Origin of the sequence: Vibrio sp. 10N.286.52.C3, from assembly GCF_041468865.1 — a bacterium.
GTDB classification, from domain to species: Bacteria; Pseudomonadota; Gammaproteobacteria; order Enterobacterales; family Vibrionaceae; genus Vibrio; species Vibrio crassostreae_C.
Genome location: NZ_JBFRJM010000001.1, coordinates 101,677 through 122,993 on the forward strand (window position 1 = coordinate 101,677; position 21,317 = coordinate 122,993).

16 protein-coding genes are annotated in these 21,317 nt (G+C 45.4%); 6 read left to right on the forward strand and 10 right to left on the reverse strand.

Annotated elements, in window-relative coordinates; all coding sequences use genetic code 11:
* Positions 1 to 156 precede the first annotated feature (156 nt).
* The 3 genes from zapG to degS all read left to right on the forward strand — a co-directional run bounded on the left by zapG (position 157) and on the right by degS (position 3,317).
* Positions 157 to 612 (forward strand): Z-ring associated protein ZapG, encoded by a 456-nt coding sequence (gene zapG / locus AB4138_RS00420; protein WP_017061432.1) that lies wholly within the window; start codon positions 157 to 159, stop codon positions 610 to 612.
* Between the two features lie 126 nt (positions 613 to 738).
* The gene (locus AB4138_RS00425; RefSeq protein WP_017061431.1) at positions 739 to 2,094 is read left to right on the forward strand and encodes a Do family serine endopeptidase; all 1,356 of its coding nucleotides are present in this window, start codon (positions 739 to 741) and stop codon (positions 2,092 to 2,094) included.
* Between the two features lie 158 nt (positions 2,095 to 2,252).
* Positions 2,253 to 3,317, forward strand: a complete 1,065-nt coding sequence (gene degS, locus AB4138_RS00430; protein WP_017061430.1) for an outer membrane-stress sensor serine endopeptidase DegS — start codon at positions 2,253 to 2,255, stop codon at positions 3,315 to 3,317.
* A 102-nt stretch (positions 3,318 to 3,419) separates the two neighbouring features.
* Here the strand turns inward: degS and parC are convergent, their stop codons facing one another.
* From parC to nudF, 6 genes are all read right to left on the reverse strand, one after another.
* Positions 3,420 to 5,678 carry a DNA topoisomerase IV subunit A gene (gene parC / locus AB4138_RS00435; RefSeq protein WP_017067236.1) on the reverse strand — a complete coding sequence of 753 codons (2,259 nt, stop codon included), beginning with the start codon at positions 5,676 to 5,678 and terminating at the stop codon, positions 3,420 to 3,422.
* A 3-nt stretch (positions 5,679 to 5,681) separates the two neighbouring features.
* Positions 5,682 to 7,562 (reverse strand): DNA topoisomerase IV subunit B, encoded by a 1,881-nt coding sequence (parE, locus tag AB4138_RS00440; RefSeq protein ID WP_017061428.1) that lies wholly within the window; start codon positions 7,560 to 7,562, stop codon positions 5,682 to 5,684.
* 239 nt (positions 7,563 to 7,801) lie between these two features.
* Positions 7,802 to 8,407 (reverse strand): esterase YqiA, encoded by a 606-nt coding sequence (yqiA, locus tag AB4138_RS00445; protein ID WP_017061427.1) that lies wholly within the window; start codon positions 8,405 to 8,407, stop codon positions 7,802 to 7,804.
* A gap of 15 nt (positions 8,408 to 8,422) precedes the next feature.
* A complete protein-coding gene (cpdA, locus tag AB4138_RS00450) occupies positions 8,423 to 9,247 on the reverse strand; it encodes a 3',5'-cyclic-AMP phosphodiesterase (RefSeq protein ID WP_372304641.1) in 825 nt (274 codons plus the stop codon).
* 59 nt (positions 9,248 to 9,306) lie between these two features.
* Complete coding sequence (locus tag AB4138_RS00455; protein WP_008222561.1) at positions 9,307 to 9,747, reverse strand: DUF1249 family protein; 441 nt, start codon at positions 9,745 to 9,747, stop codon at positions 9,307 to 9,309.
* Between the two features lie 4 nt (positions 9,748 to 9,751).
* Complete coding sequence (nudF, locus tag AB4138_RS00460; protein ID WP_017061425.1) at positions 9,752 to 10,381, reverse strand: ADP-ribose diphosphatase; 630 nt, start codon at positions 10,379 to 10,381, stop codon at positions 9,752 to 9,754.
* A gap of 227 nt (positions 10,382 to 10,608) precedes the next feature.
* Between nudF and tolC the strand changes: the two genes are divergently transcribed.
* Complete coding sequence (gene tolC / locus AB4138_RS00465; RefSeq protein ID WP_132762217.1) at positions 10,609 to 11,928, forward strand: outer membrane channel protein TolC; 1,320 nt, start codon at positions 10,609 to 10,611, stop codon at positions 11,926 to 11,928.
* Positions 11,929 to 12,049: 121 nt separating this feature from the next.
* Here the strand turns inward: tolC and hldE are convergent, their stop codons facing one another.
* From hldE to AB4138_RS00480, 3 genes are all read right to left on the reverse strand, one after another.
* Positions 12,050 to 13,480 (reverse strand): bifunctional D-glycero-beta-D-manno-heptose-7-phosphate kinase/D-glycero-beta-D-manno-heptose 1-phosphate adenylyltransferase HldE, encoded by a 1,431-nt coding sequence (hldE, locus tag AB4138_RS00470; RefSeq protein WP_017069485.1) that lies wholly within the window; start codon positions 13,478 to 13,480, stop codon positions 12,050 to 12,052.
* A gap of 121 nt (positions 13,481 to 13,601) precedes the next feature.
* A complete protein-coding gene (gene glnE / locus AB4138_RS00475; RefSeq protein WP_372304643.1) occupies positions 13,602 to 16,451 on the reverse strand; it encodes a bifunctional [glutamate--ammonia ligase]-adenylyl-L-tyrosine phosphorylase/[glutamate--ammonia-ligase] adenylyltransferase in 2,850 nt (949 codons plus the stop codon).
* A gap of 225 nt (positions 16,452 to 16,676) precedes the next feature.
* Positions 16,677 to 17,933: a methyl-accepting chemotaxis protein gene (locus AB4138_RS00480; protein WP_017061421.1), complete on the reverse strand. Its 1,257-nt coding sequence runs from the start codon at positions 17,931 to 17,933 to the stop codon at positions 16,677 to 16,679.
* A 97-nt stretch (positions 17,934 to 18,030) separates the two neighbouring features.
* On the opposite strand from AB4138_RS00480, the gene AB4138_RS00485 reads away from it, so the two are divergent.
* Positions 18,031 to 18,780 (forward strand): potassium channel family protein, encoded by a 750-nt coding sequence (locus AB4138_RS00485; RefSeq protein ID WP_102321461.1) that lies wholly within the window; start codon positions 18,031 to 18,033, stop codon positions 18,778 to 18,780.
* A 51-nt stretch (positions 18,781 to 18,831) separates the two neighbouring features.
* On the opposite strand, the gene AB4138_RS00490 is transcribed toward AB4138_RS00485, so the two are convergent.
* The gene (locus AB4138_RS00490; RefSeq protein WP_372304645.1) at positions 18,832 to 20,349 is read right to left on the reverse strand and encodes a CYTH domain-containing protein; all 1,518 of its coding nucleotides are present in this window, start codon (positions 20,347 to 20,349) and stop codon (positions 18,832 to 18,834) included.
* A 207-nt stretch (positions 20,350 to 20,556) separates the two neighbouring features.
* Here AB4138_RS00490 and AB4138_RS00495 point away from each other — a divergent pair, with 207 nt between their 5' ends.
* On the forward strand, positions 20,557 to 21,237 hold the full coding sequence (locus AB4138_RS00495) for a TIGR00153 family protein (protein ID WP_010434644.1): 681 nt from the start codon (positions 20,557 to 20,559) through the stop codon (positions 21,235 to 21,237).
* Positions 21,238 to 21,317: the final 80 nt, after the last annotated feature.

The following is a 21,317-nucleotide window of genomic DNA, read 5'->3' on the forward strand; positions in this document are numbered from 1 at the left end:
GGAATAACGTGATGTGGTGAATAATGCAGCATCAAACTGCTAACTAGCGCACACGCATTTCTCTTTATACTGCGGCTTTCTCATAGTACCATGGAGCCGTATCACGTGTAACTAAGCAGTAACAAACATGTTAAAAAACAATAATAAGGAGCTGTTATGCCTTGGATGTATGCCGTTGCCGGTTTACTAGTCGGAGTTATTTTAGGGGTCGCTATTTCTCGTCTCATGACACCTGAATACAAAAAACAAAAGAACGTACAGAAAGAATTGGATAGCGCAAAGTTTGCCCTTGAGCAGCAGCGACAAGAGCTGGCTGATCACTTTGCGAAATCAGCAGAAATGTTGGACACATTAGGTAAAGACTACACAAAACTGTACCAACACATGGAAAAAACAAGCTCAGAGCTGATTCCTAACCTGCCAGAGCAAGATAACCCGTTTGTGAAAACAGCCGCTGCCCATTCGGACAAGCCACAAGAGAAGCCTTCAGTAAAAGAGGCGACACTTGAGGAACAACCGAAAGATTACGCTAATGGCGCAACCGGTTTATTTACAGAGCAGAAGAAAGAAATCATGAATGCTCCCGATGTTGTTACAGCAAAAGCATCGTAAACATTTAACACTTCTGTGAACTTTACAAAGGTTTTTGAGTCATAACTTTCACTCAGGTCATTTGAAACTTATCATACTTATTAAACGTATAAGAGGGTTAAGACCTTAACTAGAGAGGAGTTTATGATGAAAAAACCTTTGCTTGCTTTATCAGTGCTAACTTTAAGCTTAAGTTCAATCATCACCCCCATTAAAGCAACAGCCGCACTGCCATTAAGTGTGGGTAATGAACAATTACCGAGCCTTGCTCCTATGCTTGAACAAGTGACCCCCGCTGTGGTTAGTATTGCCGTAGAAGGCAAACAGGTACAACGTCAGCAAATCCCTGAACAATTTCAATTCTTTTTTGGTCCAGAACAAACACGAGAGCGTCCCTTCCGCGGATTAGGCTCTGGTGTCATCATTGACGCCGAGAAAGGTCATATCGTGACCAATTACCATGTCATTAATGGTGCGGACGATATCAAAGTAAAACTGCATGATGGTCGAGAGTACGATGCTGAGCTAATCGGCGGCGACCAGATGTCTGATATCGCACTGCTAAAATTAGAAGAAGCCAAAAACCTGACCCAGATAAAAGTCGCAGACTCAGACAAACTAAGAGTTGGTGATTTTAGTGTCGCGATCGGTAACCCATTCGGACTTGGGCAAACCGTGACATCCGGTATTGTTTCTGCACTCGGCCGTAGCGGCCTGAATCTAGAAAACTTTGAAAACTTCATTCAAACCGATGCAGCAATCAACAGCGGCAACTCTGGTGGTGCGCTAGTGAACCTTAACGGTGAGCTAATTGGTATCAACACCGCCATTCTTGGCCCTAACGGAGGTAATGTCGGTATCGGCTTTGCAATCCCTTCTAATATGATGACAAACCTGACAGAACAAATTCTCGACTTCGGTGAAGTAAAACGCGGCATGCTTGGCGTTCAAGGCGGAGAAGTGACCTCTGAATTGGCAGAAGCACTCGGTTATGAATCAAGCAAGGGCGCCTTTGTTAGCCAAATCGTCCCTGACAGCGCAGCCGATAAAGCAGGACTGAAAGCGGGCGATATTATTGTCTCTATTAATGGCAAACGCATTGATACCTTCAGCGAGTTAAGAGCTAAGGTCGCAACACTCGGCGCTGGTAAGCAGATTGAACTGGGTGTGGTTCGTGACGGTAAGAGCAAAACCTTTGATGTGACGCTTGGTGAATCCACCAATAATAAAACACAAGCTGAGAAGCTCCATGAAGGACTAGCTGGTGCTGAGTTAACCAACACAACAGAGAGTGACTCTGCAACGGGCGTCAAGGTATCGAATGTTGCTCAAGGTTCACCAGCCGAAGCCTATCAACTCCTGAAAGATGACATCATCATCGGAGTAAACCGCCAGCCCGTTAAGAACCTTGCTGAGTTTAGAGAGATTCTTGAAAAACAACCTGGTGTACTGGCGCTTAATATCCAGCGAGGCGACCGAACTATCTATCTTGTGATTCGATAGTCTTACGTCAGCGCAATTACAGGGAGGCTCAGTAAGTTTGCTTTAAACTTACTCAGTCTCCCTTTTCTTTAGATCAATCAAAATGCTATGCTTCACTTGTAATCAAATCAGTCATCCATTGATGGAGGCTTCACACCTTACTTGTTGAAGAGGGAAACATGCTGTCCTTTCTATTTCGTTCTATTTCCCTTGGACTCGTTTCAGCGGCGCTTATTCTTCTCGCCTTCCCGAGCTTAAGACCAGCGATTGTCGCTGACGTCACTAGCCCTAAAGTCGATAATATTGGCTCTCTTCAGATTTCATTTAACCAAGCAGTTCGCCGCGCGGCGCCTGCAGTGGTTAACATTTATAGCCGTAAATACGCTGAAAGCGATCGAAACAAACTGCTCACACAAGGTTTGGGCTCTGGGGTGATTGTTAGCGAGAAAGGCTACATCATTACCAACTTCCATGTGGTGGCTCAAGCAGACCAAATAGTTGTGGCACTTCAAGATGGCCGAGTAGCAGCTGCGCAACTTGTCGGTTCAGACAAACGCACCGATATCGCGATACTTAGAGTCAGCGGTGATAATCTACCGGTGATCCCACTCAATCCTAATTACAAAGCCAATGTCGGTGATGTTGTACTGGCTATCGGTAACCCATACAACCTAGGTCAAACAACAACCTTTGGTATCATCTCTGCAACCGGCCGTTCTTCGATCAGTGCCGATGGCCATCAAGCCTTTATCCAGACCGATGCGGCAATCAATGAAGGTAACTCAGGTGGCGCACTGGTGAACTCACAAGGTGAGCTAGTCGGTATCAATACCGCCTCTTTCCAGCAAGCTACCGACATGGAAACCTATGGGATCTCATTCGCTATCCCCTATCCGCTTGCTAATAAAATCATGGAAAAGATCATCGCCGATGGTCGTGTGATTCGTGGCTATATTGGTATCGATGGACAAGACATCAACTCAGTCACCTCACGCATGTTGGGTACTAAGAATATCGGCGGGATCGTTGTGTTGGGGATAGACCCTAATGGTCCGGCTGCCGATGCGGGTTTTGAAGCTCAAGACATTATTGTCAGTATCAACGATAACCAAGTAAATGGTCGCCAGAGTGTAATGGACATCGTTACCGACCTGCGACCTGGTACAGTTATCGATGTGGGTATATTGCGCCAAGGTGAAAGCAAAACCTTAAAGGTGACCATCGCCGAAGATACTCGCCTGTAGAGCAAACTCTGTAAGCAATGATTCAAGCTGCTAATACACAAGTACAAAAAACCCAGCTCATAGGCTGGGTTTTCTTTTATCTAAAGATTGTTTCAAGTATCTCTACGATTCACTTTGCTCTTCGATATCGATGCGAGTCACTCGCTGTAGTCCTCTAGGCAGTAGACCACCACGACGACCACGTTCACCACGGAAGTTTTCAAGATCCGCAGGTTTCAAACCAAGCTTACGTTTACCGGCGTAGATAGTCAGCGTCGCATTCTCTGGGATAGCCATAAGATGTGAGACAAACTCTTCACGCTCTTTTGCTTTCGCAGAAGGGATGTTGATGATCTTGTTGCCTTTACCTTTGCTCAGCTGAGGGAGATCTTTAATCGGGAACAACAACATACGACCTTGGTTAGTAATCGCCAGAATCTGATTACTGTCCAAGTCAGCAATAGGGCTTGGCATCATCACTTCAGAAGCTTGTGGCAAGTTAACCAAGGCTTTACCGCTCTTGTTCTTGGACAGCAGATCGCTACCCTTACAAACAAAACCATAACCTGCATCAGAACCGACTAACCATAATTGTTCATTCTCTCCCATCACCACTTGGCGAATAGAAGTACCTGGGCTGACGTTCAAGCGGCCTGTAATTGGCTCACCTTGGCTTCGCGCCGACGGTAATGAATGTGACTCAAGGGAGTAGCTTCGACCATCACTGCCGAGGAACACCGCTTGTTGGTTACTCTTACCCTTAGCACTCGCTAAGAATTTATCACCCGATTTGTAGTTCAAACCTTCAGCGTCAACTTCATGCCCCTTGGCATGACGAATCCAACCTTTCTCAGACAACACAACCGTGATTGGTTCGCTTGGTACTAAGTCGCGCTCTGTTAGCGCTTTCGCTTCAGCGCGCTCAATCAGAGGTGAACGACGATCATCGCCGTATTTATCCGCATCTGCTTGGATTTCTTTCTTGATCAGCGTATTCAAGCGACGCTCTGAACCGAGTAGCTTTTCAAGCTTCTCACGTTCAGCTTCAAGCTCTTCTTGTTCCGCTCGGATTTTAAACTCTTCTAACTTAGCTAAGTTACGAAGTTTAATATCAAGAATCGCATTGGCTTGAATTTCAGAAATGTTGAAACGGCTCATTAGGACAGGACATGGTTCGTCTTCTGTACGAATGATCTCAATCACTTCATCGATATTAAGATAAGCAGCAAGCAAACCTTCTAAGATGTGCAAGCGTGCCAGTACTTTATCTAAACGGTACTGCAAACGACGGCGAACCGTTGTGCGACGGAACTCGATCCACTCTTTCAGGATTTGAACTAAGCCTTTAACTTGAGGACGATTATCTAAACCAATCATGTTCAAGTTAACGCGGAAGTTTTTCTCTAGATCCGTCGACGCGAACAGGTGACTCATCAATTGGTCACAGTCGATACGATTCGAACGAGGAACGACAACGATACGCGTTGGGTTCTCGTGATCCGATTCATCTCGCAAGTCGTCAACCATTGGCAGCTTCTTAGCGCGCATCTGGTTAGCGATTTGCTCAAGTAACTTCGCACCTGACACTTGATGAGGTAAAGCCGTGATAACAATATCAGAGCCTTCCTTGTGCCAAACCGCGCGCATCTTGATGCTGCCACGTCCAGTACGGTAGATCTTTTCGATGTCCGATTTCGGGGAGATAATCTCAGCTTCAGTCGGGTAATCTGGACCTTGAATGAAACCCATCACGTCTGAAAGCTCAGACTTAGGCGTATCAATTAGGTGAATGGCTGCATTAGCGACTTCACGCACGTTGTGTGGTGGAATATCGGTCGCCATACCTACCGCGATACCTGTAATACCGTTAAGTAGGATGTGAGGTAGGCGAGCAGGCAACATTTGAGGCTCTTTCATCGTGCCATCAAAGTTTGGTTGCCAGTCAACAGTGCCTTGACCTAGTTCACCTAGAAGAACCTCAGCAAACTTAGATAATTTGGCTTCGGTATAACGCATCGCAGCGAACGATTTCGGATCATCAGGAGCACCCCAGTTACCTTGACCATCGACCAATGGGTAGCGGTAAGAGAAAGGCTGCGCCATCAATACCATCGCTTCGTAACAAGCAGAGTCACCATGTGGGTGATACTTACCTAATACGTCACCAACGGTACGTGCTGATTTTTTGTATTTCGATGCAGCCGATAAGCCTAGCTCAGACATCGCGTAGATAATACGACGCTGTACTGGCTTCAAGCCATCACCGATATACGGCAATGCACGATCCATGATCACGTACATTGAGTAATTTAAGTAGGCATCTTCGGTGAACTTGCGCATTGGCAGCTGTTCAACGCCATCATATGTAATTTCGTTAGACATCCATTATACCTCGGCCATATCACCGTTAGTCTGTAGCCATGTACGGCGATCATCTGCACGTTTCTTACCAAGCAGCATGTCCATCATCTCGTTGGTTGCTTCGCTGTCATCAATCGTTAACTGCACAAGGCGACGAGTGTTTGGATCCATGGTGGTTTCACGCAACTGAAGTGGGTTCATTTCACCCAGACCTTTGAATCGTTGCACGTTGATCTTGGCTTTCTTCTGCGATAGTCGCTCAAGCACACCGTCTTTCTCTGCGTCATCAAGTGCGTAGAACACTTCTTTACCGCAATCGATACGATACAGAGGAGGCATTGCCACATAGATATGACCCGCTTCAACTAATGCATGGAAATGGCGAGTAAACAAAGCACACAGCAGTGTCGCGATATGAAGACCATCCGAGTCCGCATCGGCAAGGATACAGATCTTACCGTAACGCAGGCCGGATAAATCATCGTTGTCCGGGTCGATGCCTAGAGCCACCGAGATGTCGTGCACTTCTTGCGAAGCCAATACTTGGTCTGCTGACACTTCCCATGTATTTAGGATCTTACCGCGAAGTGGCATAACTGCTTGGAACTCACGATCACGTGCTTGTTTAGCAGAACCACCCGCCGAGTCCCCTTCCACGAAGAAGATTTCAGTACGGCTTAAGTCTTGAACTGAACAGTCAGTTAGCTTACCCGGCAGTGCTGGGCCTGAAGCGATTTTCTTACGCACAACCTTTTTGCTTGCGCGCATACGGCGGTGGGCATTCGCAATACAAGCTTCTGCTAGCTGTTCTGCCAGTTGTGGCTTTTCGTTCAACCACAGGCTAAACGCATCTTTTACCACACCAGACACAAACGCAGCAGTTTGACGTGAAGACAAGCGCTCTTTTGTTTGACCAGCAAACTGCGGATCTTGCATCTTCACCGACAGTACGTACGAACAGCGATCGAAGATATCGTCGCCCGTTAGCTTAACGCCACGCGGCAGCAAATTACGGAATTCACAGAACTCACGCATTGCATCAAGAAGACCTTGGCGAAGACCGTTTACGTGTGTACCACCTTGTTTAGTCGGTACTAAGTTCACGTAACTTTCGGTGATCATGTCGCCGCCTTCTGGCTGCCAGATGATCGCCCAGTTTGCCATTTCTGTTTCAGCAACGAATTCGCCAACATACGGTTCTTCAGGCAGCAAGGTGTAACCTTTCACGCCTTCGGCAAGGTAGTCTTTTAGACCATCTTCATAGAACCATTTATGCTCTTCACCACCGACTTTGTCGATAAAGGTAATTTCTAAACCTGGGCAAAGCACTGCTTTTGCACGTAGGTTGTTAATCAGACGAAGTGTCGAGAATTTAGGGCTATCGAAGTACTTAGGATCAGGCCAGAAATGTACTGATGTACCACTGTTACGATGACCACAAGTGCCCGTCACAGTAAGCTCTGTTACTGCATGACCGCCTTCAAGTGCGATCTCGTGAACCTGACCTTCTCGGCGTACGGTCACTTCAACACGTTTTGACAGCGCGTTTACAACCGAGATACCTACACCGTGCAGACCACCAGAGAACTTATAGTTGTTATTCGAGAATTTACCGCCAGAGTGGAGCTTAGTTAAAATCAGCTCAACACCTGAGATCCCTTTTTCAGGGTGGATATCGACAGGCATACCACGGCCGTCATCGGTAACTTCTAACGATTGGTCTGCATGAAGTACCACTTTGATCTTCTTAGCGTGTCCCGCTAGTGCTTCATCGACCGAGTTATCAATGACTTCTTGGGCAAGGTGGTTAGGTCTTTCTGTCTCGGTATACATTCCCGGGCGGTGTCGCACAGGGTCGAGACCTTCAAGTACCTCGAGGTCTTTTGCATTATATTGTTCAGTCATAATACGGAGTTTACTCAAAAAGTTTGCGTCAGTTCGCTGGCTCCAGTTTCACTAAAGCAGAATCATTACTATGAACCGTCATAGTAGAGCGAACGAGCGAAGTATTGGGGAATATAGTCTGGAAGCTGAGTAATGATGTCAAGCTAGTTCAAAAACTAAGACATCAAACTATGATATTTCACCATTGATAGATGAAATAACAGGCAAACAAGAGAAAATCACTTGGTTGGTGGAACAGATTAAAGATTTAGAAAGGTGATGATTTGTTGTGGGTAGCGTTCAAAATCAACAAAGCTATGATCCCCGCCCTCTTCTACTGTCTGTGTTGCACCTTGGTACTTCTCTACCGCTTGTCGGTAATCCAGAACTTCGTCTTCCGTTTGCTGAAGTAACCAGAAGTCGCTCGGCTTAGCGATAGCCGAAACCTCTAACGCCTTCAGTTCATCAATATGTTTTGTTTCCAGTACATATCGTTCATCTGTGTATGGGTTTACTTGTTCACCTAAATAGTCAGCAAGAAGCTCATACGGCTTCACTGCTGGGTTTACAACCACCGCTTTAAAACCATAGTGGCTATTCAGCCATGTTGAAAGATAGCCACCCAGCGAGCTACCGACCAACGCTATTTGATATTGCTCTTTGTATTGCTCCACCAGCTGCTGTAAATGAAGTGCCGCTTGTTGAGGGAAACTCGGCAGTTGAGGGGTTACGACTTTAATATCAGCGCGATGCTCCGCACAGTAATCTGCCATCACATTCGCTTTATGAGAACGTGATGAGCTGTTAAATCCGTGAATATAGAGAAGCAGCGATGGCTTATTAGCTTGTTGATTAGAGCCTGGCATCAATAACCGCCTTCATTAGTAACCAGCAGCCTTAAAATCAGGCAAGAACTGCCCATGAGGCAGACGACGAACTTGCGTGCTAACGGTACCGTCTTGATGTAATTCAATCTCTCTCCAGCCCGGAGACAAAGTATCAACCGCGAAGTCATCTGAGTTAGGTTTGAATTGCACACAAGTCGACGGTGTTGCCATGACTTGTACACCATGATGATCTCGGTTCATGTCTTGATGAACGTGACCACACAGTACGGCTTTAACATTGGTGTGCTGTTGAACCACATCCCAAAATTGATCGGCGTCTTTTAGGTTATGTTGATCTAACCATGCGCTGCCAACCAACAATGGATGGTGGTGCAATAGAACCAAGGTATTACGTTCAGGGAACTCCGTCAGCTTCTGTTCTAATAGGTCAAGCTGTTGATCGCTGAGGCGACCATGAGGCACACCAACCACCTGCGAGTCTAGCATCACCATCTGCCAGTTATCGCCTAGCAAGACATGCTCAACACACTGTATTTGTGGTGATGGTAAAACACTGCCCATATTAGGCTTAAAGTCATGGTTCCCTGGCAGCCAATAGCATGGCTTTTCCAAAGGCTGAATCCCTGACTCAAATTTCTGGTACGACTCAGCACTGTGATCTTGAGATATATCACCGGTTGCTAAAATCGCTTGATAGTCAAAGCCCTGACTAACAATGCCATCGACTACAGCACGAAAGCTATCTTGAGTGTTGATGCTTAATAAGCTGCCATTGCTCGGCGCAAATAAATGCGTGTCCGTTAGCTGCACAAGCTTAATAGTGCTCTCATCAAATTTTGAAGTGCGTGATAATTCCAAAATAACAAATCCAGATACGTTACTGTTTAGACTTTAAAAGTGTTGATAAATAGGCTCAATTAAAAGGCAATTGGGGTTCGGCTGATACCCGTTTTTAAACAAAACGTTAACCATTCCCCAAGAAATTTATTCAATTGAAATTTCTCGTCCTTTTGCAGAAGCTTAGTGTTGGGGTAGTCATATTTCGCTTTGACTCGCGAAAAATCCCCGCTAGCGCACACTTCTGCAACTCGAGCGTCGTGATATAGCCTGACAGACATTTTTGGCAAAGGAAACACTGGCATCGCATCACTCTGACATATATCTATTAATGTGGTGTATTTTGTGACCTCATTCACTGTCAATTGATACACCATATTAACGGCTTGGTAACAGCGAACGTCACCAACCTCATGCCCAACCGGTAACAAAGCGTTCAGTTTGGCATAGTTAGTCTCGTAAACTCGCATCAATTCAGCAAGATCAACATGATACGGTTTTTTGACCGCGATATTTGGCATGACGTTAATCTATCCACTCTGACTGTAATTCTTGGTAGTTCAATTGTAGCCACTGTAGCGCAATGATCGTGGCTCCATTTTCAAATACACCATCTTTTACCAACTGATAAGCAGCTTCGCGACTCATCACTTGTACACGAATGTCTTCACCTTCGTAGTCCAATCCGTGTACCCCTTTGGCTGTCGTTGCATCAACACAGCCAACAAAGACGTCGAGCTTTTCAGAGCAACCACCAGATGAAGGATAATACGAAGTAATAGGCAATACAGATCCGACTTCGACTCCGGCTTCTTCCATTGCTTCACGACGAGCGACGTCTTGTGGCGATTCGTCCGTATCAATGATCCCAGCAACAATTTCGTATTGCCATGGGTTCTCATGCTCTAGGGCTCCGACACGGATCTGTTCGACGATCACCACTTCATCACGCACAGGATCATAAGGTAGCAAAGCGGCAGCATGTCCACGCTCAAACATCTCACGCTCTATTGGTTGGCTCCAGCCTCCCTCAAATAGTCTATGTTTAAATGTGTACTTGACCATTTTGAAAAAACCACGAAACAGCGTCTCTTTTGAGACTATTTCCACATCTTGCGGAGTAAACTCATGTCGTTGATTGTCATACTGTTGCATTTGGTACCTCACTAAGTGATCTTTATAGTTTACTCATTGTCCGAGTTAACTACCAAGGATAAGGCTCAACTTTTTATATAAAATTTATAATTAAAGTTAAGCTTTAAAAAATAAATATTGCACAAGTGGACAGTTAACTGTAAAAAAGTGCAAAGTTTCGAGTAAATTACCACCAAACTGGGTTAAACTCTTCTAAAGAAAATTCCATAAAAGGCAGGAATAGGAAAATGAAAAAACTGCTTCCACTATTTATCAGTGCAGCAATTGGCAGCCTGAGTTCGTCAGCTTTTGCTGATACGCTAGCTGAAGTTTACGACCAAGCAAAACAGAACGACCCACAACTTCTTCGTTCAGCAGCGCAGCGCGATGCCGCTTTTGAAGCAGTAACGTCAAGTCGTAGCTCTTTGTTACCGCAAATCAACCTAACAGCAAACTACGACATTAATCGTGGTGACTATAAAGACGCAAGTAATGACAACAACCAATGGGGTGTTGGAATTGGTTTCAGTCAAGAGCTTTACCAGCGTTCTTCTTGGATCACTCTAGATACGGCAGAGAAAACTGCTCGTCAATCTGATTCAGCTTACGCGGCAGAACAACAAGCTTTGATCCTTCGTGTTGCAACAGCATACTTCGAAGTACTTAGAGCTCAAGATAACCTAGAGTTTGTTCGTGCAGAAAAAGCAGCGGTTGCTCGTCAACTAGAACAAACTAAGCAACGTTTTGAAGTTGGTCTTTCAGCAATCACCGATGTACACGATGCACAAGCTCAGTACGATGGCGTTTTGGCTGATGAAGTTCTTGCAGAGAACGACCTAACGAATAGCTACGAAGGTCTACGTGAGATTACAGGTCAGGAACACTCTAACCTAAGCATCCTAGATACTGATCGTTTCTCAGCAAGCAAATCTTCTGAGTCTGCTGTTGCACTTGTTGAACAAGCAGAACAAAAGAACCTTAGCTTATTGGCTGCACGTATCTCTCAAGACGTAGCAAAAGATAACATCTCTCTAGCAAGCTCTGGCCACCTACCAAGCTTAACGTTAGATGGTAGCTACGGTCTTGCAGAACAGACCGACAGTTCTAACAGCACAAATGATTACGACTCTGACAACCTAAACATCGGTTTGAACTTAGTTGTACCTCTATACACAGGTGGTAACACAACTTCATTGACTAAACAGGCTGAATACAACTACGTTGCAGCAAGTGAAGATCTAGAAGCAACTTACCGTAGCGTTGTAAAAGACGTACGTGCATTCAACAACAACATCAGCGCTTCGATCGGTGCTCTACGCGCTTACGAACAGTCTGTAGTTTCTGCTCAGTCTGCTCTAGAAGCAACAGAAGCTGGTTTTGATGTAGGTACTCGTACTATCGTTGACGTACTAGATTCGACTCGTCGTCTATATGATGCGAACAAAAACCTTTCAGATGCTCGTTACAACTACATCCTAAGTGTACTTCAGCTTCGTCAAGCAGTTGGTACGCTAAGCGAACAAGACATTGTTGATGTAAACGCAGGTCTAAAAGTAGCAAGTAAGTAACTCTTAATTACTCAAGTTACCGTTACAAAAATGCCGCTCATTGAGCGGCATTTTTATTATCGATTAAAGCGAGATTTACTGCCTAACTAAAAGCTTAACGCCAAAAACTAAAAACTAAAAACTAGCCTCGACCACCTTTAATCGCTTTAATGATTTCAGTGGTAGAGCAACCATCTTCAAAGTTAAGTACTTTCACTTCACCACCAGCAGCAATCACTTCCGCACCACCAGCAATCTCTTCAGGCTTGTAATCACCACCTTTCACAAGAATGCTTGGCAGTACCTCAGAGATTAAACGTTGAGGGGTATCTTCAGAGAATGGCACAACCCAATCAACTGCACCTAAGCCAGCCAATACCGCCATACGACGATCAGTTGGGTTCACAGGGCGACCAGGGCCTTTCAAGCGTTTCACTGATTCATCGGTATTTACCGCAACGATCAAACGATCGCCCAGCTCAGCCGCGTGATTCATGTAAGAAACATGACCAGCATGTAGAATATCAAAGCAGCCATTGGTCATAACTACCTTCTCGCCTTTCGCACGAGCACGCTTCACCGCTTCAACCAGTGCCGCTTCTGAGATCACACCGTAGTCTGTGTCTTGACTGCCGTGAATCGCTTCAGCTAGCTCTATCGTGGATAACGTTGACGTACCTAGCTTACCAACAACGACACCAGCTGCAGCGTTCGCTAGTGCACACGCCTCATCCAATGGCTTACCAGCTGCAACAGACGCAGCCAGTACTGAGATAACCGTATCACCAGCACCAGTTACGTCGTACACTTCTTTCGCTTGGGTTGGCAAGTGGAATGGTGCCTGACCTTTACGTAATAAAGTCATACCATTTTCACTGCGAGTCACCAATAGAGCTTCAAAGTCATACTTCTCGATCAAGGCAATACCCTTCTCGATAAGATCTTCTTCTGATTTCACTTTACCTGCAACCAGCTCAAACTCTGCCATGTTTGGTGTAAGTAATGTCGCACCACGGTAGCGCTCTAAATCCGCGCCTTTGGGATCGATGAATACAGGAACATTGGCTGCGCGTGCTTTTTGAATGAAGCTCTGTACATGCTCTAATGCACCTTTCGCGTAATCTGACAAGATAACCGAACGTACATTTGGTAGGGCTTGCTCCATGCGAGACAGAATAAGCTCTGGGTTGGTGTTTTCGAATTTGTCTTCAAAATCCAAGCGAATCAACTGCTGACCACGGCTCATCACTCGTAGTTTGGTGATGGTTGGATAGTCTTCTAACTCAACGAAATCACACTTAACCTTCAGAGCACCTAAAGTGCTTTTCAACACCTCAGCAGGCTCATCTTTACCAGTCAAACCAACAACATGAGCATGCCCACCAAGAGAGGCAATGTTCATTGCTACGTTGGCAGCACCACCAGGACGCTCTTCGTTATTTTCTACTTTCACAACGGGGACTGGTGCTTCTGGTGAAATACGGCCAGTTGGGCCATACCAGTAACGGTCAAGCATTACGTCACCGACAATAAGAACACCTGATTGGCTGTAGTCAGGTAGAATTGGTTTCATTGTTGAGCTCCAAAAATCGAATCTGGCTAGAGTCTAGCACACTGATTACAGTGGCTAAACTACAGATAAATGAGTAAAAGCCTATCAAGATAAACATAGCACTCGCTACGCTATGACTGAATTATGCTTCCATCCACTGCTTCCATGCCTGAACAACATGTTCTCTTTCCATTTCGAACTTTTCAATCGCCACATCCGCATCAAGGTTAAGTAGATTACGGTGGTGGATTTCATCCCTTAATGTGGTGTACGCATTGGTCAATGCCATACCTTGTTGCTCGTCCATTATCCCTTGCGACAACAAGCTTTCAAAGATTCTCACATTGTCACACCAACGAGTAAGCTTAGGTTTCTCATTACTGTATCTAAGCACTAAATATTGCGCTAAGAATTCAATATCGGTAATACCACCCGCATCTTGTTTAAGCATGAATCGATCGGCTTTTTTACCGCCTAAATGGCCACGCATTTTTCCACGCATATCCACAACTGACTTTTTGAGTGTTGCCTCATCTCGTGGCAAGCACAAAACCTCATGCCTAGTTTTGTTAAACGCAGATACCAATAAGTCATCACCGTAAATCATACGAGCACGAGTGAGGGCCTGGTGCTCCCATGTCCACGCGTCATTGTGCTGATACTCGTCAAAGGCATCGGTTGGACTCACCAATAGACCAGATGCACCAGAAGGGCGTAGGCGAGTATCGACTTCGTACAAAATGCCAGAAGCAGTTCTGGTCGAGAAAATATGAATAATACGCTGCGCTAATCTTAAGTAGAATTGGCGTCCATCGATCTCTTTCTTTCCATCAGTATAGATGTGTACCGGGCAGTCGTGCATGAACACGATATCAAGATCGGAGTTATAACCAAGCTCCCAACCACCGACTTTGCCATAACCAACGACAGCAAAACCGCGACCTTCGCGATCTTTAACATGGGTCGGTTCACCAAACTTGGCGGATACTTGTAACCAAGCTTGATTGACCCCCGCCTCCACAATGGCTTCTGCTAAGTAGGTCAGGTGATCACTGACCTTCATGACAGGTAGAGCACCCGCAATATCCGCGGCTGCAATTCTCAATATACAGGTCTGCTTAAACTGACGCAGACCTTCCATCTGTTGCTCCATATCATCTTCAGGGATACGGGCTAGATAATCACGCAACTCGGTCTTGTAAGACTCTAAAGGCACGGGATTGTAGAGTTGCTGAGGGTCGATAAGTTCATCTAACAGAATTGGATAACGACCCAACTGCTCCGAAATCATCGGGCTTGCCGTACACAGGCGAACTAGCTGAGTCAACGCGGCAGGGTGTTCATCTAGTAGTTCAAGGTAAGTGGTACGCGTAACGATTTTATGCAGCAGATGCAGTACTCGCGACAAACCAAACTCGGCATCCTTAGCGGTGTACAGCGCTTGAAACACTTTCGGCATCAGTCGATTGAGGACTTCCCGCCCACGAGGGCCAAGAGTCTTTTTAGCCAAATCGGCTTTAAACTGAATGATCGTTTTCGCCGCATCAGGCGGGCTCGCGACCGCAATGTCGTGTTCCAACACGTGCTCAATTACATCGGGTTTATGGGCCATATCCCACAACTCGCTAAAGTGGCTCGCGATCGGATTAGCGTCATCTTCATCAACGCCAATTAGGTCTTCGAACACGGTATGTACATTCGCCATATGGGCGCGAGTTGCCACAATCAAGCTATCCCAATCGGAAAATTGCATGGCAACCGCAAGCTGCAGTTGTTCGAATTCACCGTCAGGTAAGGTTTGAGTTTGCTTATCAGCCATGGCTTGTAACAGGTTCTCAAGGCGACGCAAAAACAGATAAGCTTCACGTAGGTGCCCCACCTCTTCAGACTCTAGCAGATGAAGGGATTCAATCGCACTTAAGGTTTCGAGTAACCCTCGACCGCGTAAGCTAGGCTCGCGTCCACCACGAATCAATTGGAAGACTTGTGCGATAAACTCAACTTCACGAATACCACCAGAGCCAAGCTTGATGTTGTTCGAGAGACCACGACGACGCACTTCGCTGCTGATCATAGACTTCATTCGGCGCAGAGATTGAATCGCACTAAAATCAATATAACGGCGGAACACAAACGGGCGTAGCATTTGGCGAAGCTCTTGATACTCAGGGTACATCTCACTGCCCATCACACGCGCTTTGACCATAGCGTAGCGTTCCCAATCGCGACCTTGTTCTTGATAGTAATCTTCTAGCGCAGCGTAACTCATGACCAGTGGACCACTCTCACCGAATGGACGCAGGCGCATGTCTACTCGATAACAGAATCCATCGAAGGTTTGCTGATCAAGCGCCTTAATAATACGTTGCCCGAGACGTGTAAAGAACTGCGCATTGGCAATGCTGCGTCTTGCACCTTGGGTTTCACCATTCTCTGGGTAGGTGAAGATCAGATCGATATCGGAAGAGAAGTTAAGCTCACCGCCCCCTAGCTTGCCCATACCAATGATCAACATCGGCTGTGCTTCGCCTTGTTCATTACAAGGTGTGCCCCACTCTTTACAACAAATATCGTACTGCCATTGGTAGGTTTCGAAGATCATCGCCTCAGCCAACATCGATAGATGATTTAGGCTCTGCTCTAGCTCCCACGAACCCATAAAATCACGCCAAGCAATGTAGGTCATTTCTCGATTTCGGAATTGACGCAGCACGCGCTGACCGCTCATTTCATCGGTGCAACTAGAAAGTAATTCAGCCAAGCGTTCTCGGTATCCTTCAGCGCGTTCTTCGCATGCCAACATATTAGGTAAGTCACCACATAAAACCGTATCACGCTGCAGGCAATCACCAATAAAACAGCTTAAACCGAGTACACGTTTAAGATCTTCAGTCAGTGGCTCAGACCAAGTATTGATGGCTTCACTTTGATGCTCTAATAATTGCTCAAAAGCAGACTGGGAGTGAGTGATGAGTTGAGAAGGCAATGGCATGTTTCTTCCTTGTATAAGCTGCGCGCCGAACAATCGGTTTATCGATTCAGTTCTTCAATAACGAGTTTTCATAACTAAAGATAAGTTATACCAAAGTTACGCCAATAAAAAACGCCCACATTAGCAATGTGGGCGTTTTATCGATTAACTTATCTGGTTGAGCTTACAACCGAGAAACAGTCTCTGGGAATTAGCCTTTGACGGATGAAGATTGGGTGCTGAGGACTAAACCTTAAATTGCTTAATCTTACCGTCGAGTTCTTGCGCGTTACTTTCCATAAGCTGAGAGGTCTCGAGCAGTTCACCAACCACCACAACTGAAGCTTCAACAAGCTCGCGTACATTGGTCAGGTTGACGCTCATCTCTTCAGCAACACTGCTCTGTTGGCCTGCAGCGGTCGCGATCTGGAAGTTCATATCATTGATTTGATTGACTTGGCTTACAATGCCGTCAAGCTCACTTCCCGCGTTAGTCACCAGATCTACACCTTCAGCCGCTTCAACAACACTCTTCTCCATCAGTTCTACCGCAGAGTTAGCGCTGCTTTGTAGATGACTGATCATGTCTTGAATCTCTACCGTCGCTTGCTGAGTGCGCTGTGCAAGGTTACGAACCTCATCAGCAACAACCGCAAAACCACGACCCGCTTCACCGGCACGTGCCGCTTCAATTGCAGCGTTCAATGCTAGTAGGTTTGTCTGTTCTGAAATGCCTTGGATAGTACCAACCACACTGCCAATTGAGTCAACGCGTTCTTCTACTTGGTTTACCGCTGCTGCAGATGCTGCGATATCTGAAGATAGCTCACTCATCTTAGACACTGATCCTTGAACGAACTTCTGACCAGTAAGAGCTTGGCCTGATGCCTGTTCAGTCAATGACGAAGCGCTTTGTGCATGCTCAGCGACAGTTTGCACCGTCGACGTCATCTCACTCATTGCTGTTGCCAGTTGATCGATCTCGTTGAACTCTTCTTGAGCTGACTCTTTGGTTTCAGACATGCTGATGGTCATCACTTCCGTCAGAGCAAACAGCTCATCAGAAGAGGCCACCTGAGTTTTGATCATGTCGTTCAGTTGGACGCGAGTTTTTTCAAGTTCGCGTGCCACATCGCCGTATTCATCTTTACAGTCCATTTGAATCGGCACTGATAAGTTCTTATCTGCCATGGTTTTAATGGCGTCATTAAGGTATTGAGTCTGGCGCAGCATAACGCGCGCCGCTGCTAACAGAAGAACCACAAACACAATGATCATCAAGGCTGTTTGCCAAGCCACTTGAACTAGGTAAGTCTCGTAATGCTGTTGTGCGACTTGCGCATTGTTCGTTACAGCAAGCAATGAATCGTAAAACGTACTTGCGTCCCATAGCTGCTTCGAAATGATCAAGATAGTGCTGAATATCATCAACATGACCATTTTTGGAACGAGACGAACGTCAGAGATTACCCTTTCCCACGGCTTGAATGACAGTTTAGTCATTGTCAGTTCTCCATTAATTCTTATATATTGATGGCTTCTATATCCGCGAGGTGGCTATGTCAGTCAAAGTTCGCGATTTATTTTGAGCCTCGTATGAATGTTGAATAATACCAAAGACGCCACCAAGCCGATGAGCTTATTGTCACTGATTCTCTCTTTCTTAGCGTTATTTGTGATCTCAGGCTTATTGTTCGTACCGATCGATAAAGAATCGAAACAAGTCCTTATCGGCCTCGATTTTATAATCTGTAGTGTTTTTCTTTTTCAGCTCACAATTGATCTATTTAGATCACAAAACAAAAAAGAATTTCTAAAAGTACACTGGATCGATTTCTTAGCAAGTATCCCAATGATCGAGCCTCTTCGTTTCGCCCGTATTTTTCAAATTCTGCGAGTCATCTTAGTTCTGCGTTCAAGTAAACGTATTTTCAGAGAGTTATTTCGTAATAGGAAAGAGACCACTTTCGCTTCCATCATTCTGCTTTTGGTGATCTTACTGACTATCGGTGCTGGCACGATCCTGCTATTGGAACACAAAGATCCGAACGCCAACATCACTACAGGTCATGATGCTTTATGGTGGGCGTTTGTGACCATCAGTACTGTGGGTTATGGCGACCATTACCCAGTGACAACTTCCGGTCAGTTAGTGGCTTCAATGGTGATCATCTGTGGTGTCGGTGTGTTTGGTATGATTTCAGGCTTGATTACTTCTCTGATCACCTCCCCAACTCACCATGAGAATCAACGAGCAGAAAACAAAGAGAAGCATCTTGAAAAGATCATAGAGCAACAACAAAAAATACTAGAGCGACTAGAAAAGCTCGAGCAACAAACAAAAAAATAGGGCCGAAGCCCTATTTTCAAATTCATACTTATACTGATATCGGTATTGAGTTTAGTCTTGCCAGTATGGCTCAACCTCAACGCTGATTTGTCGTGTCTGCTCCATCGCATGCAGAATAGACACTTCTTGGCGAGCCAACCAACGCTCTAGCTGAACTTTCTCATCGCCTTCCAACTTCTCAGTCAAAGGCTCCAATGTTTTGAGTGCCAGCAAGTCATCAATGCCTTGCACCATATCGGCCCATGGCAAGCGGAAGCTGTTTCGTTCATCGTCATTATACAAACTCGCGAAACCAACGCCAGAATACAAATTACGCATCAAACGGTATTGCTGATCAATATACGCTTGGCTGGTCATCACTCGCTCTGGCGGGAAAGCTTCCATCAAATCGGCCCATGTACGATCGAGTTGCTGCACGGAAAACCATTCGATACCACGAGCCATTTGCTCACGTGCTTTTTCATCTAAGAAAGGTTGCCAGCCACGAGACAAGATCCAACGGCTCAGATCTAACAATAAACCGGTGTAACGAGCAGAGCTCAGCAAGGTAAGCAGATCTTCACGATCTGGCAGTTGCTCTTGCATCTCTTTAAGCTCAGCGACTAAGAACTTACGCGCATCGAGTTTACGTAGTACATGGCCTTTATCTTCCAGCAAGTCTTCGAAGTGATCATAGCTTTTCAGCCAGTCGAGCTCTTGCTCAAGCCACTTCAACTCTTGACGTAAAATCGCACTTGCTCGTCTAGGGACAATGCCGCCATAGATAGTGAAAGTTTGGCGAATAAAACTCAGCGAGTGACTGATCTCATGCAAAGCTTCAATCGATTGACGCTCTGTGAAAATCTGCTCGTGATAATGCCAATGAGCGAGAGCATGCTCTAAAGATTGAATAAAACACGATTCAACGGTATCACTTTTGTCAGTATCAACTAAGGTCAAAGGAGTAACTTCATCTCCTTGATAACCTTGAGCAAGACGGTAACCCTTAGCTGCTTTACTTAGGTTACCCAAACGCATGCCACCTTGTTCGCAGAATTGGCGAGACAATGTAAATAGCGCATCCGTTTGACCGGATTTAAGTTCCAATTCGACTTCGCAAATCGGTTCTTGCAGGTCGCCTGATTCAACAAAGCCTTGATCGAATGCGACCTCGACTTGGCTACCATCAGGCATGCCAATCAGCCACTGCTCTCGTGTAAAGTTAGTAGAGAAGAGTGGAGTAAGCTCGGCTTCCAGTGTTTCGATATTTTTACCTTCAGGCCAGATATCTTCTGGATGCAAGGCAAGCTTGGGTTGATTGCTGTCGTGTTCTGCATTGTATTCAGGCCTTTGATGCAGGCCAGCAACCACACGACCAGCAGTCTTTACGGTTTGTACAAATACGTCATCAAAGCGTCGAATGCGTAAGCCTGTATCGTGCTTACGTAGCCAGTTGTCAGCGGTGTCAAAGTAGATGTTACCTAGCTCACGACAACTGTGCTGAAGTACTTTAGTTTCAGCAATTTTATTGCGTAAAGTCTCTGAAAATTCAGGAGAAACAAAAAACTTCAGTTCTATCTCGGTTTCCATAGTTATACCTTTCTGTGAAGATAGGGACAGGATATTGCCAATTTGAAAAGTCGGCAAGTCAGAAATATCGCCCTTATGATGATCTAAAACAGTTTTAATGAGAGATTGATTAGGTTAACATGCGCGACTTTGTAGCCATCGCTTAACATTTCACCATGAATATGGTGTATGTTGTTTTAAGGTTATTATTTATTAGGTTGGATGACCATGCCAGTAAATACAATTATGGGGTTATTTGCAAAGTCCCCAATTAAACCTTTGCAGCGTCACGTAGTATGCGTGAACGAATGTTGTTCTCACCTAGTTAATTTCTTTGAAGTTTCTTCAAAAGGTGACTGGGAAAAAGCATCAGAAATTCGAGCTCAAATTTCTCACCTTGAGAAAGAAGCTGACGTACTAAAACGTGAAATTCGCCTTAAACTTCCTCGTGGTTTGTTTATGCCAGTTGATCGCACCGATATGTTGGAGCTATTAACTCAACAAGACAAACTCGCAAACCTAGCGAAAGACATTGCTGGCCGTGTATATGGTCGTCAACTTGTCATTCCTGCTCCTATGCAAGAAAACTTCATCGCTTACGTTAAACGTTGTCTAGATGCAGCGAACCAAGCACAAAACGTAATCAATGAATTAGACGAATTACTTGAGACTGGCTTTAAAGGCCGTGAAGTAACACTCGTTGCCGAAATGATTCATCAATTAGATGTAATTGAAGATGACACGGATGCGATGCAGATCGAACTACGCCAACAACTAATGGCAATTGAAGGCGATCTGAATCCAGTTGATATCATGTTCTTATACAAAATTCTTGAATGGGTTGGTGGTATTGCAGATCAAGCACAGCGTGTAGGCGCTCGTCTTGAAGTAATGCTTTCTCGATCTTAAATCATACGTTAACCATATAACGAAGAGCATTTTTTGAACAAACCACTTATGCGCTGAGTATTCCTCTCGCTGAGCGGTTT